This window comes from Herbaspirillum sp. DW155, from assembly GCF_037076565.1.
Classification (GTDB): domain Bacteria; phylum Pseudomonadota; class Gammaproteobacteria; order Burkholderiales; family Burkholderiaceae_D; genus Herbaspirillum.
Map to the genome: position 1 here is coordinate 4,400,958 of NZ_AP029028.1, position 13,702 is coordinate 4,414,659.

General features: G+C 63.2%; 10 protein-coding genes and 1 pseudogene. 2 read left to right on the forward strand and 9 right to left on the reverse strand.

Translation table 11 applies throughout. The features are described from left to right. Window positions 1-139: 139 nt before the first annotated feature. Together AACH55_RS19950 and AACH55_RS19955 are read right to left on the reverse strand one after the other, a co-directional pair. Window positions 140-1,285, reverse strand: a complete 1,146-nt coding sequence (locus AACH55_RS19950; protein WP_338716373.1) for an aminopeptidase — start codon at window positions 1,283-1,285, stop codon at window positions 140-142. 8 nt (window positions 1,286-1,293) lie between these two features. Then, window positions 1,294-3,396, reverse strand: coding sequence for a molybdopterin oxidoreductase family protein (locus tag AACH55_RS19955; RefSeq protein ID WP_338716374.1), 2,103 nt, complete (start codon window positions 3,394-3,396; stop codon window positions 1,294-1,296). Window positions 3,397-3,457: 61 nt separating this feature from the next. Between AACH55_RS19955 and AACH55_RS19960 the strand changes: the two genes are divergently transcribed. Next, window positions 3,458-3,760, forward strand: coding sequence for a hypothetical protein (locus AACH55_RS19960; RefSeq protein WP_338716375.1), 303 nt, complete (start codon window positions 3,458-3,460; stop codon window positions 3,758-3,760). Window positions 3,761-3,827: 67 nt separating this feature from the next. Here the strand turns inward: AACH55_RS19960 and iolB are convergent, their stop codons facing one another. From iolB to AACH55_RS19995, 7 genes and pseudogenes are all read right to left on the reverse strand, one after another. Further along, a complete protein-coding gene (iolB, locus tag AACH55_RS19965; protein WP_338716376.1) occupies window positions 3,828-4,631 on the reverse strand; it encodes a 5-deoxy-glucuronate isomerase in 804 nt (267 codons plus the stop codon). Further along, window positions 4,628-5,566: a myo-inosose-2 dehydratase gene (iolE, locus tag AACH55_RS19970; protein WP_338716377.1), complete on the reverse strand. Its 939-nt coding sequence runs from the start codon at window positions 5,564-5,566 to the stop codon at window positions 4,628-4,630. Before iolE ends, iolB begins: the two co-directional genes overlap by 4 nt. Window positions 5,567-5,605: 39 nt before the next feature. Then, window positions 5,606-7,498, reverse strand: a complete 1,893-nt coding sequence (gene iolD / locus AACH55_RS19975) for a 3D-(3,5/4)-trihydroxycyclohexane-1,2-dione acylhydrolase (decyclizing) (RefSeq protein WP_338716378.1) — start codon at window positions 7,496-7,498, stop codon at window positions 5,606-5,608. Further along, window positions 7,495-9,471: a 5-dehydro-2-deoxygluconokinase gene (iolC, locus tag AACH55_RS19980; RefSeq protein WP_338716379.1), complete on the reverse strand. Its 1,977-nt coding sequence runs from the start codon at window positions 9,469-9,471 to the stop codon at window positions 7,495-7,497. Before iolC ends, iolD begins: the two co-directional genes overlap by 4 nt. Before the next feature lie 10 nt (window positions 9,472-9,481). Next, window positions 9,482-10,282 (reverse strand): ATP-binding cassette domain-containing protein, encoded by an 801-nt coding sequence (locus tag AACH55_RS19985; protein WP_338716380.1) that lies wholly within the window; start codon window positions 10,280-10,282, stop codon window positions 9,482-9,484. After that, window positions 10,279-11,418: an ABC transporter permease gene (locus tag AACH55_RS19990; protein WP_338716381.1), complete on the reverse strand. Its 1,140-nt coding sequence runs from the start codon at window positions 11,416-11,418 to the stop codon at window positions 10,279-10,281. The genes AACH55_RS19985 and AACH55_RS19990 overlap by 4 nt, the downstream gene beginning before the upstream one ends. A 107-nt stretch (window positions 11,419-11,525) precedes the next feature. Continuing rightward, a pseudogene (locus tag AACH55_RS19995) lies at window positions 11,526-12,569 on the reverse strand (sugar ABC transporter substrate-binding protein). A gap of 284 nt (window positions 12,570-12,853) precedes the next feature. Between AACH55_RS19995 and AACH55_RS20000 the strand changes: the two are divergent. Then, window positions 12,854-13,699 (forward strand): MurR/RpiR family transcriptional regulator, encoded by an 846-nt coding sequence (locus AACH55_RS20000; protein WP_338720368.1) that lies wholly within the window; start codon window positions 12,854-12,856, stop codon window positions 13,697-13,699. Window positions 13,700-13,702 lie beyond the last annotated feature (3 nt).

Below are 13,702 nucleotides of genomic sequence, written 5' to 3' on the forward strand. Positions count from 1 at the left end.
CTATCCAGCATTCGGGCGCGGGGCAAGCATTTTGCGCCCTAAAGTTGAGATTTTTTGCGAAATAGCCGGCGATTTGGGCGATTTCGCGCTCAGTGTGCGCACACCGCCAGGTCAGCCAATTCGGCGCGGCAGCCTGAAATCACCCGGCATGATACGACGGGACACCGGCCTTGGGCGCGTCATTGGTGCAGGCAGGAAATATTTCTGCCTCTTCCTTGCCTGTGGTCAAGCGGGTATCGCCCAGCGCGGCATGGCGGGCGGCCTTGTCCATGTGCGCCAGCTGACGCACCTTGTCGTAGAAATCGGGGAAGCCGCTGCTTTGCTCAAACAGATGGCGGAAGGCCGGCACCAGGTCGTGATACGTCCCTACCAGCGCCAGATGCGCATTGGACAGCGGCATGGCGAACCAGCGGTCGTAGCCGGTGTAGCCATTCCAGCGGGCGGCCTTGATCCGGGCATATTCGGCGCGCAGGTCGTCGAAGATGGCGGCCTTGCGCCGACGCTTGTCGGCATCGCTGTCGCAACTGTCGTAGTTGTCCTTCAGGCGGGCGCGGTATTTGCCCAGCAGTGTGAGGAATTCGCGCTTGCGCGCGGCAAAGTGCTGATAGGCCGCGATCAGGGCCGGATCGTGATGCGCCGCCAGCCAGCGCTCCACACCCAGCTCTTCTACGGCCACGGCAAAACCCTCGTTGAAGGAAGTATCGCCGGGGGCATACACCTTCTGGTGCGCCAGTTCATGGAAGATCAGCCGCGCCAGTTCGCCATCGGGATAGCGGATGAAGGTCGAGATCACCGGATCATTGAACCAGCCCAGCGTGGAATAGGCCGGCACGCCTGCCACCTGAACGTCGTAGCCCTGCTCCCTCAGCGTTTCGGCATAGGCCTGGGCATCCTGCTGGTGGTAGTAGCCGCGATAATCCACGCACCCCGCAATCGGGAAACACCATTGCTTGGCCTTCAGTGAAAGCTCGGGCGCCGCCACCACGTTCCACAGCACATAGGGCCGGTCCAGCTGGGCATAGCTGCGGTAGCTACCGTTGTCGGGCAGAGCCAGTTCCGTGACGGCGTAGCGGCGTATCTCGCGCACCGTCTGCAGCTTGGCCTTGAGCGTGGGCGAGGTGGCCGGATCATCGAGCCAGTCCTCCACCGGCCTGGCCTGCGCCAGCAGAGAGAACTGACCATGCGCGGCCTGGGCGTAATACGAAACCGTCGAGCATGCCGATAGCGCGCACACGCCCGCCACTGCGGCCACGGTGGCACCCCATCGCAGACGACGGCGCAGCATGGAAAACCTCAGGCCACCACGGCCGGCTGCTGCAGTTTTTCCACCTGCACCAGCACGTCATAGAAGGTCGGTGCATTGCCCATGTCGGTCAGGCGCTGGCTGGTGACTTCGTTGGCGTTCTTGCCATCGGCGGCGAACTTCTTCCACCAGATCGACAAACCCACCACCAGTCCCACGCGCGCCTTGTCGGTCACACGCACGCGCGCCTGCATGCTGCCGCGATCATTGAAGATGCGCACCGTATCGCCCTGCGCAATGCCGCGTGCGGCGGCGTCCTGCGGGTGCATGTCCAGATGCGGTTCGCCTTCGGTATCACGCAGGCTCTGCACGTTGACGAAGGAAGAATTGAGGAAATTGCGTGCCGGCGGCGAGATCATCGCCAGCGGATATTTCGCGCCCAATTGCGGATTGCTGGCTACCGATTCATAGGGCGCGATATAGGTCGGCAAAGGATCGAGACCGGCGGCCTTCATCTGCTCGGAATAGAACTCGCACTTGCCCGAGGGCGTGGCAAACCCGCCTTCGGCAAAGGGCGCCACCGGCACCGCCAGACGCTGCCAGCCCTTCTGCTTCAACTGTTCCCAATCGTAGCCGGCGCTGCGCGGATCATCGCGCTTGAAGGCCACGGCGGCCAGCTGATCGTCGCTGTCCTTGAAGCATTCCTCGGTGAAGCCCATCGCAGCGGCCAGCAGGCGGAAGATTTCGGTATTCGGTTTGGCCTCACCCAGGGGCGCGATGGCGGCATTGTTGGCCATCAGGTAGACGTGGCCATAGGAAGCATGCACGTCGACGTGTTCCAGCTGCGTGGTGGCCGGCAGCAGGATGTCAGCATAGTCGGCGGTATCGGTCTGGAAATGTTCCAGCACCACCGTGAACAAATCCTCGCGCGCAAAACCCTGCGCCACCTTGCCCGACTCCGGAGCCACCGCCACCGGGTTGGAGTTGTAGACGATCACCGCTTCCACCTTGGGACCGAACTCGGGTGAGGCCGGTTTCAGGAGGTCGTCGCCGATGGTGCTCATGTTGATGATGCGGCTGGCCTTGCCGTGACGCGCGCCCAGGTCAGGGCGGCTGAGTGCCGCCGTATCCTTGGGGAAGCTGTCCGATACCGACAACTGGATGCCGCCCGATGCATGGCGCCAGGCGCCCACCAGTGCCGGCAGGCAGGCCACGTTGCGTGCGGCCATGCCGCCGCCACGTACGCGCTGCAAGCCGTAGTTGGCGCGGATGAAGGCGCCCTCGCCGGCCAGCGCCACGCGGGCGTATTCACGCGCCAGGTTCTGTACTTCGTCAGCGCTGATGCCGCACACCTCGGCGGTGCGCTCCGCTGTCCATTCGGCCACCCGTTCCTTCAGCTGATCGAAGCCCAGCGTATAGCGCGCGATGTAATCGTGATCCAGCAAGTCTTCCGCGATCAGCACATGCATCAGGCCCAGCGCCAGAGCGGCATCGGTGCCGGGCAGGAGCGCGATGTGCTGGTGGCACTTCTCGGCAGTCAGCGAGCGATACGGATCGATGGCGATCAGGCGCGCGCCGTTGCGCTTGGCGGCTTGCACGCGGGTCCAGAAATGCAGGTTGGAGGCAATCGGATTGCCGCCCCAGATGATGATGAGCTTGGCGTGATCGACCTGCTCCAGGTCGGCACCGATGCGCGCACCGATGGTGTAGCGATAGCCCGCGCCACCGGCCGAGGCACAGATGGTGCGATCCAGCTGCGAGGCGCCGAGACGGTTGAAGAAACGGCCGGCCATCGATTCGCCCTGCACCTGGCCCATGGTCCCGGCATAGCTGTAGGGCAGGATGGCTTGCGGATCGCGCAGGGCGATCTGGCCCAGCCGCTGCGCGATGGTGGCGATGGCCTCGTCCCAGCTGATGCGCTCGAACTTGCCCTCGCCCTTCTTGCCCACGCGGCGCATGGGATGCAGCAGGCGATCCTTGTGATAGGTGCGCTCGGCATAGCGCGAGACCTTGGTGCAGAGCACGCCCGCGGTCGGTGGGTGATCAGGGTCGCCGCGCACTTCGGTGGCCACGCCGTCCTTGACGGTCACCAGCAGGGCGCAGGTATCAGGGCAATCATGGGGACAGGCGGCACGAACGATGGTGGTGGTCATGGCGAGCAGGCAAAGAGGAAACCGAAAGCGGGGATGAAAAGATAAAAACGGATCAGGCGCAATGAAACAGATTCACGGCCATAACAAGCCGAACCGCAACGAACCGCAAAAGACGCGGCCCTTGCGGCCAGGCGGCTACTTTATCTTAAAATCGCGCATCGCGATGGGCGTCGTCGAGGGCGGCCGCTGCGTGTTCACGCCGGGTGAACAGCAGCGACCTATCGTGCGGGGTGATGTGGAGCTGGTGCGGGCCGGCGGGGTGCACTGCTGCAATCCGGCTGATCTGGCGTTACTTTCCTTGTTTCGCGGGATCGCTGCCTGGATTCCGAACGGCGTGATGAAGCTTGAGCAGCGCCTGATGTGACGGAATGCCGCACAAGGAAATTGCCAAGCTCATCGATGCGCAATGCAAGGTCCATGCCGTCGCCGCATTACGGGGTGTTCGTCCTGAGCATCCACTCATGCGCCGGGTCATTGCGGAAATGCCAGCGCCTGGTGGGGCCGGCCATGACGTTGAGGTAGTAGCTCTCGTAGCCGTGCGGCACCACCACCGGATGGTAGCCACGCGGCACCATCACCACGTCGTGGTCCTCCACCGCCATGGACTCGTCCAGGCTGCGGTCATCCACGTACACCCGCTGGAAGGCAAAGCCCTGCGCCGGATTGAGCCGATGGTAATAGGTTTCTTCGAGGAAGCTCTCCTGGGGAAGGTTGTCGGTATCGTGCTTGTGCGGCGGATAACTGGAAGAATGCCCACCCGGCGTACGCACCTCCACCACCAGCAGGTGATCGGCCTCGGCGCTCTGCGGCAGGATGTCGCTGACGTAACGGGTATTGCTGCCTTCGCCGCGCACCGATTGCGTCACGGCCTGCGGGCCGATCAGGCGCGGCGGCAGAGCGCCGTGGCCGGGTGCGCTGCACAGGGCCACTTCGGCATCACTGTCGGCCTTGATGGTGAGCCGGTGATGATGCGGAACGTAGACCGAACAAGCCGGTACGTCGTCGAAGACACTACGGCGCTGGCCGATTTCGCGCCATTGGCTGGAACCAGCCTCGACGCTGACCACACCCGCCAGGATCACGACACAGTATTCGCGATCGCCGGTCTCCAGGGCGAGGGACTCACCGCGTGCCAGCCGGTGGGCGCTGAAGCCCACATAGCGCCAGCCGGCAGATTGCGGCGTGACCTGAACGATATCGCGACCACTGCGCCGCGCTTTGACAAGCAGACTCATGCGGCCTCCTGCAGGCTGCCGTTGCCGATGGCCGCCACCAGTGCCGACAGGTGACGATAGCCCATCTGCGCATAGCGGTAGCTGGGCGCCACCGCCGGGTCTTGCTCGGCCTCCACCACGAGCCAGCCGCTGTATCCATGTCGATACAGCAATTGCAGCAGGGGCGCAAAGTCGATGGCCCCATCCCCCGGCACCGTGAATGCGCCATTGATCACCGCCTGCAGGAAACTCCAGTCACCATTGCGCGCCAGCTTCACCACGGCTGGCCGCACATCCTTGCAATGGACGTGGCAGACACGCGCCAGGTGACGCTGCAACACCGCCAGCGGATCGCCGCCAGCGAAGGCGATGTGGCCACTGTCGAAGAGCAGCCCGACCTCCTCGCCGGTGAGGGCCATCAGCTTGTCGAGATCCTCCGTGGTTTCGACATAGGCGCCCATGTGATGGTGATAGGCCAGACGGATTCCGCGCTGGAGCAGATGGCGGGCGAACTGGTTGAGCCGTTGGGCATAGCCCTGCCAGGCGGCTTCACTGGTGAAGCGCGGCCGTTGATACAGCGGGACAGCGGCTCCCTGAATGGAATCAGCCACCTCACCATAGACCATGACCTGGGCGCCATTGGCTACCAGGAGGTTCAGATGCGCTTCCACGGCGGCAATCTCTTCGGCCACCGGGCGCGTAGCCAACTGGCCGGAATACCAGCCCGAGACGCACTCCAGCTGGTACTTGCCCAGCACGGCACGCAAGGCCTCGGGCTGACGCGGAAACTTGTTGCCCAGCTCGAAGCCGCGATAGCCGATCTCGGCGCCCTCCGAGAGCGCCTGTTCCAGAGGGGTTTCCCCGCCCAGTGAGGGCAGGTCGTCATTCATCCACGAGATGGGATTGATGCCGATCTTGACGTTGAAGGGTGTGGCCACGATGTCCTCTCTACTCATGAATACGAAGGCAGCAATGTCCGATACTGCTGCGCATGTTCAGACCGACTGCGCCTGACGGGCTTGCTCATACTGGCTGCGCGCCTGCTGTACCTGCACGCGCGGCGACACTTCCGGTACCGCGACTTCCCACCAGCAGCCGCCGTCGCCGGTGGTGCGGCTGGCATCGGTGTCGATGCAGACCAGATAGCTGCGATCGGCGGCGCGGGCGCGTTGCAGGGCGGCTTCCAGTTCGCCGATGGTCTTGACGTTCTCTGCCAGTGCTCCGAGCGCACGCGCATGCGCAGCGAAGTCGATGACCGGTGCGCCGGGCCCGGCTTGCCGGCAATCGACCAGCATGTTGTTGAAGGGCGCCCCGCCACAAGCCTGTTGCAACCGGTTGATGCAGCCGTAGCCGCGATTGTCCAGCACCACCACGATGAGCTTGGTCCCCAGCATGACGGAGGTGGCCAGCTCGGAATTCATCATCAGATAACTGCCGTCGCCGACGACGACAATCACCTCCCGCTCGGGGTGGGCCAGCTTCACGCCCAGGCCACCGGCCACCTCGTAGCCCATGCAGGAGTATCCATATTCGACGTGGTAGCTCCCGGGACGGCCTGCGCGCCAGAGCTTGTGCAGTTCAGCCGGCAAGGTTCCTGCCGCACAGACAACGATGTCCCGCTCCGGCGAGTCGGGCACGGAGCGCTGGAGTGCGCCGATGACTTCGCCGTCATAGGGCAGCCGTCCTCCGGTATCGGTCTGGCCGGTGATCTGGGCGACGCGTTCGCGCCAGTCCTGCGCCAGTGTCCGGGCACGCGCATTCCACTCGGGGGCGCTGTGCCAACCTTCCAGGGACAGCGACAAGGCATCCAGCCCCAGTCCGGCATCGGCCTGCAGGGGGATGCCGCGCCACTTGTGCGCATCCATGGCATTGATGTTGAGGTTGAGCAGCCTGGCGTGGGCAAACAGAGTATGCGAACCGGTGGTGAAATCCTGCAGCCGGGTGCCGACGGCAATGACCACATCGGCCTTCTGCGCCAGGGCATTAGCGGCTGGTGAACCGGTCACGCCGATGGCGCCCAGTTGCAAGGCATGTGACCAGGTAAGTGCGCTCTTGCCGGCCTGGGTTTCTGCCACCGGCACGCCATGCTTCTCGGCAAAGCGCCGCAGGCTATCGCAGGCGTTGCCATAGAGCACGCCACCGCCGGCGATCAGCAGCGGCCGTTGTGCCTCGCGCAGCAAGGCGGTGGCCTGTTCCAGTTCCTGCACGGCAGGTACCTGCGCCCGTGGCACGATCAGACGCGGCGAGAAAAAATCCAGCGGGTAATCGTAGGCCATGGTCTGCACATCCTGCGGCAAGGCCAGCGTGACCGGGCCGCACTGGGCCGGATCGGTCAGTACCTGGATGGCACGTGGCAACGCACTGAGCAACTGTTCCGGATAGCAGATGCGGTCGAACATGCGCGACAGCGGCCGGAAGGCATCGTTGACCGATAGGCCCGGGTCGTGAAAATCTTCCAGCTGTTGCAGCACCGGATCGGGTCGCCGCGAGACAAACACATCGCCCGGCAACAGCAGCACCGGCAATCGGTTCACATGGGCCAGCGCGGCGGCGGTGAGCAGGTTGGTCGCGCCCGGGCCGATGGAAGTGGTCACCGCCATCATGCGCTGGCGCTGATGCGCCTTGGCATAGGCAATGGCGCTATGGGCCATGGCCTGTTCATTGTGCGCCCGATAGGTCGGCAGGGTCTCGCGAAACTGGTAGAGCGCCTCGCCCATGCCTGCCACGTTGCCGTGGCCGAAGATGGAAAAGACGCCACCGAAGAGCGGCACCACACCCTGCGGTGTCTGGATGCGCAAGGCATCCAGGTAGCGCACCAAGGCCTGCGCCATGGTCAGACGCACAGTGGGACGGGCGTTGCGATTCGCGTCTGCCGCCAGCGCGTTCATGCTGCCTCCCGCGTAGCTGCCGGAACTGCGGCGATGCGGCTGGCGCGCCACAGACCGATCAGTTGCTCGAAGGTCTGCCGTACCTGGGCAATCAGGGTCGCGTCATCGATGTGGCCTTGCAACCACTGCCGGCTAGATTCGTGAAAGATGGTGCGCCCCACCATGAAGCCGCGGCAGGTCTTGCTATGGCGCGAGGCGGCGAAGCCCGCGGCCAGTTCCGTCACCGGCGCGGCCAGTCCCAGCAGCACCACGCCACGGCAGTACGGGTCGCGCTCAGCGATGAGAGCATCGATGGCTTCCCATTGGCGGGCCGACATCGATTCCAGCTTCCACCACTCCGGATAGATGTCCAGGTTGTAGAGCCGCTTCAGAGCGCGCAGCACGGTGTCTTCGTCCTGCGGCAATGTCTTGGAGGGAATGATCTCCAGCAGCAGTTCGTGGCCGCTGCGTTGCACGGCCTGATAGAGTGCGCGGATCTGGGCTTCCTGCTCCAGGCGTTTTTCCACGGCATCATCCGGGTGGAACTGCACCAGGCACTTGACCACCTGCTCCTGCGGCCAGGTCTGCAAATGACTGCCGATGGAACGGCCGAAATCGAACTCCAGTGGATTGGACAAGGGCAGTTCCACCGCCCGCCCCACCCACCAGCCGCGCCCCGTGGCGGCATTGAGGGCATCCTGACCATAACGGTCATCGATCAGTACGCCGGTCTTGCCCTGCAGGCCCAGCGCCGCTTCGGTCTGTGCTACGGCCTCCACCAGCAGGCACTTCAATCGGGGCAAGCGGTCCGGGCTTGCGCCGGCTTGTACAGCCAGATCGAAGAACTGGTTGCGGTGATCGAAGGCAAACACATTGACCTCATCCCAATGGCGTCGCCGGCTCACCACCCGATGCAGCCGCTGCAAGTGCGCGTCGCGGTCAGGCCGTTGCAGGCGGTGGGCGTGTTGCAGGAAATAATCCAGCTCGATGGGACCGGGCATGGCCGGAGCGCAAGCATGGCGCGAGACCACCAGCGCGCCGCAGGCATTGGCGTAGCGGCAGCAGTGCTCATCGTCTTCCTCGTTGAGCCAGCCCTTGAGGAAGCCCGAGATGAAAGCATCGCCGGCGCCGAGCACATTGAGCACCTCGACCTGCACGCCCCGGTAATGGAAGCCGTCTTCCAGGCGCGCCGGGATCGCCCCGTGCAGCACCACGCAACCCAGCGGCCCGCGCTTGACCACCAACGTGGCGGCGCAGACTGCGCGTACCGAGCGCAGCGCCTGCATGATATCGGTGCTGCCACCGGCGATCATGAATTCTTCCTCGGTGCCGACCACCAGATCGAACTGCGGCAGGATGCCCTGCAGATGCCGGGTGACACCATCGCTGGCAATGAAACGGGTCTCGCCGTCGCCCTTGCCGGTCAGTCCCCACAGCACGGGCCGGTAGTCGATGTCGAGCACGGTACGCACATTGTGGCGGCGGGCATATTGCAGCGCCAGACTGCTGCTGCGATGCACCTGCGGCGTGGAGAAATGGGTACCGGTGATCAGCAGGGCCTTGCTGCTGGCGATGAAGGCTTCGTCGATGTCTTCCGGCGCCAGCGCCATGTCAGCGCAATTGTCGCGGTAGAAGATCAGCGGGAAACTGTCCTTGTCCTTCAGCCCCAGCATGACCAGCGCCGTCAGTCGTTGCGGGTCCACCGTCACATGGCTGACGTCGCAGCCTTCGGCTGCCAGTTCGGACTTGAGGAACTGGCCATTGGCCTCGTCCCCGATGCGCGCCAGCATGGCTGATTTGAGCCCCAGGCGCGCGCAGCCGAAGGCGATGTTGGCCGATGAACCGCCCAGGTACTTGGCAAAGCTGCTGACATCGGACAGCGGCGCGCCCACTTGCTGGGCATACAGATCCACGGCCAGCCGTCCGATGCAGATCAGATCGAGCCGGCGGTCGGCGGCGAAGCGCCCGGGTGCGGGCGTGTGAGTAGCTTGCATACGTTTGTCCTTAAACCTGAATACCTTCCAGTTGTCCCATCAGCGTCTGCATCTCGGCGCCGCCTGCCATCATGTCCAACACCTCTTCCTTGGAAATGCGGTCCTTGGAAAAACTGCCCAGCGACTTGCCGCGATTGAGCAAGGTGAAGGTGTCGCCGATGGGATAGGCATGATGCACGTTATGGGTGATGAAGATGACCGAGATGCCTCGTTCGCGCGCCCGGTGGATCAGCTTGAGCACATTGAAGGATTGCTTCACGCCCAGCGCCGCCGTGGGCTCGTCCAGGATCAGCACGCGCGCGCCGAAGTGAATGGCGCGGGCGATGGCCAGGCATTGCTTCTCACCACCGGACATGGTGCCGATGGGATGATGTGCATCGCGCACCATGATGCCCATCTCGGCCAGTTTTTCCTTGGCGATGCGCGCGGCCAGTTCGATGTCCATGACGGGAATGCCGAGAAACTTGCGCACCGGCTCGCGCCCCAGGAAGAAATTGCGCGCCACCGACAGCAGCGGCACCAGCGCCAGATCCTGATAGACGGTCGCCACGCCGACATCCAGCGCCTGCTTGGGCGACTCGAAGCGCACCGGCTTGCCATCGACCAGATAGCGACCACTGGAGGCCTGATGCACGCCCGCCAGCAACTTGATGAGGGTGGACTTGCCGGCGCCATTGTCGCCCAGCAGGCAATGGACTTCGCCCTTGCGCAAGCGCAGGCTGACGTTTTGCAAGGCGATCACCGGACCGAAGAATTTGCTGACCTGATCCAGTTCGAGGATGACCTCATCGGAGCGTGAAAGGCTGCTCATTTTGCCTCCGTGATGCGACGACGCACAAAGTTGTTGAACAGCACCGCCACCAGCAGCATCACTCCCAGGAAGACGCGGAACCAGTCCGAGCTGAGGTTGGTGTAGGTGATGCCGATCTGCACCACGCCGAAGATGAGCGCACCGAAGCAGGCCCCGATGACCGAACCATAGCCGCCGGTGAGCAAGGCGCCGCCGATGACGGCGGCGATGATGGCTTCGAATTCCTTTTGCAGACCACGGTCGGCCGCGGCCGAACCGAAGTCACCCACTTGCAGCACCGCAAACAGGCAGGCACAGAAGGCCGTGAAGACGAACAGGCCTATCTTGACCTGACGCACCGGCACGCCCATGTTCTTGGCGGCGACGGCATCGCCACCGACGGCGAAAATCCAGTTGCCCAGGCGCGTGCGGGCCAGCACGAAACTGGCCGCCAGCGCCACCACCGCCCACCACAGGATGACCTTGGGAATGCCCGTGACCAGCGGCGTGCCATCGGCCACGGTGGCGATCCAGCCATGCCGTGCCAGCCAGGTGAATACACCGGCGCCAACGTTGCCACTGAAGAGCAGTTGGCCCAACCAGTCGTGGGTGGCGCGCTCGCCTACGCCGCTGACGATGGTGCGATTGGCAAAGAGGATGGACAACGCCAGCGTGAGCCCGCGCAGGATGAAGAGGAAGGCCAGGGTGACGATGAAGGAAGGCAGCCGGGTCTTCATCACCAGATAGCCATTGAGCCAGCCCAAGCCCATGGAGGCGGCGAAGGCAAACAGCACCGCCAGCCAGAAGGGCCAGCCGAAATAGACCGTGGGGATGGCCACCATCATGCCGGCCAGGCCGATCATGGAACCGATGGAGAGGTCGAATTCCCCGCCTATCATCAGCAGGCAGGCACCCACGGCGATGATGCCGAGATAGGCCGCCACCTGCATCCAGTTGACCACGCCATCCAGGTTGAACATGCCGGAGTCGCCGGCAGTGAGACCAAACACCAGGAACACCAGGACGACCCCGGCCAGAGAGGCGAACTCGGGGCGCCTCAGCAGGCGCGAAAGAATATTTTCCTGCCGCATTCGCTCGTCGCTGTCGGCGTGCTGGCCCGACAGGCGGCTCTGGGCAGCCAGGTCACTTGTATTCATTGCGGTTTCCATTCGAGGGTGAGAGCCACCCGCGCACGCCGGTCGCCGGAAGGAGCGGCGCGCGCGGACGGCTTGCCAGGGAGCGGCGATGCCGCGCGCCTGAGCGATCAGCGATACTGGCCGGCGTACTTCAGCACCTTGTCCAGGTTGTCCCGGGTGATGTAGCCGGGGCCTGAACTGATGTGGCGCGGTCCGTAGATCGGTGCCAGGCCATACTCGGCCAGGCGGGCCTAGAACTTGGCATTGCTCTTGAGCTTGTCCTGCAGCACGGCCACGTCATTGGTCTTGAGCTGGCGCGACAGGGCCAGAACGGCCACCGGGATATACCCCTGCAGGTAGGGTTGCTGGTCGATGGCGAACTGCACCGAACCATCCTTGATGCCATTGGCGATCTCCTCGGACAGATCGAAGGTGGCAAACCAGACCTTGGATTTCAGGCCCATCTTCTGCAGGGCGCGCAGGCTGGGCACCGCCGAATCCGGCCCCAGCGCCAGCACCGCCTGGGTGCCGGGATTGTTGCGCAGGTAGGCGCTGACCTTGCTTTCCACTGCATTGGGGTCGATGCCGGTGTCGAGCGTGGACTTCTTGTAGTCCGCGCCGATGGCTTCTGCAAAACCACGGCAGCGTTCAAACGAAGAGGGATTGGTAGCGTAGTGGTTCACGCACAGAAAGGACTTGATGCCGGCGGCCTTGGCCTTCTGTCCGGCGCCATAGCCGGCGTCATACTCGGGCTGGCCTACGTGCATCAGCGCACCCAGTTGTTCGCTCTGCTGCTGGGTACCGGAATTGATGGTGATGACGGGAATGCCCTTGGCTACCACCGTTTCGATGGGTTTCTTGAGCACGCTGAAGTCGGCGATGCTGACCACCACGCCGTTGTAGTTGCGCGCCGCAGCCTGCTCCACCAGCCGCGCCATGTCAGCCAGATCGCCGTTGGAGGGATTGCGGTAATCCACGCTGACATCGAAATCCTCGCCGGCTTGCTTGATGGCGTTTTTGATGGTGTTCCACCAGGAGTCGGAATCGGGGGCATGGCTGATCAGTACGAATCGTTCATTGGCAGCTACGCTGTGGGAGGGGGCAGCAGCAGCCAACAGGGCTACGGCCGAGAAAGCGGCCAGCAGTCCCTTGCGTCCAAGTCTTTGCATCATGGTTGTCTCCGTTATTGTTCTTGCCGTGGGCCGCTTTCTGATGAGCGTCGCCTTCTCTTTTTATGTGCCGGAAATGACGACACCGGAAGCGGTAACTAACAATAGAACAGGGCGGACCGATGCGCAATAATTTTTTTCATTTATTTTGAAAATAGAATTTTTATTTCAACTTGATGACCTCTCTTGCTCTTATAATCTGACCATCACCCAGTCCCTGACTGGATCTTGACGACCAACTCCCAGAAGAAAGAGGCGCAGTGGATACTCCAACTGTCGATGAACTGATGCTGCAGGTAGCAGCGCAATATCACTCTCTGTCACGCCAGCTCAAGGTGATTGCCACCTATGTGGAACAACACAAGACCAGCCTCATGCTGGAGCGTATCAGCGACATCGCCGAGCAATGCCAGGTGCAGCCCTCGGCCATCGTGCGCTTTGCCAAGCATTTCGGATTCTCGGGCTTCAGCGAAATGCAGGCGGTGTTTCGCGAGGCCTATACGGCGCAGGCCATTCCCTCCCGCAATTACCAGCGCCGCATCCGCAACCTGATCCAGAGCAAGCCCACGCGCGTGACCAGCGGGGCACTGGCGCGCGAGTTCATCCAGTCCAGCCGGGCCGGGCTGGATGAATTGCTGGCCGGTTTCGACGAACAACAGTTCGAGACCGCCGTGAAGCTGCTGCTCAAGGCCGAGAACATCTACGTGATCGGCGTGCGTCGCTCATTCCCCATCGCCAATCATCTCGCCTATGCCTTGCAGCACACCAACAAGCGCGTTCACCTGATCTCGGGCGCCGGCGGCATGTTCCGCGAAGAGGTACGCAGCATCGACAAGCACGACGTACTCATCGCCATCAGCTTCACGCCCTACGGACAAGAGACTCAGGCCTGCGTGCGCCTGGCCCATCATCGCCAGGCGCGTACCCTGGTCATTACCGACAGCCAGTTGAGCCCGCTGGCGCGACATGCCTCGGTGTTATTGCAGGTCAAGGAGAGCAGCGCCTTTTCATTCCGGTCACTGACCAATGCCATGTGCCTGTCGCAGGCGCTGTTCATCGCACTGGCCTATCGCATGGAGCTGGATGTGGAAGAGGCCGACCCCATCGATGGATACGACGACGCCGGCCAGTGAGCC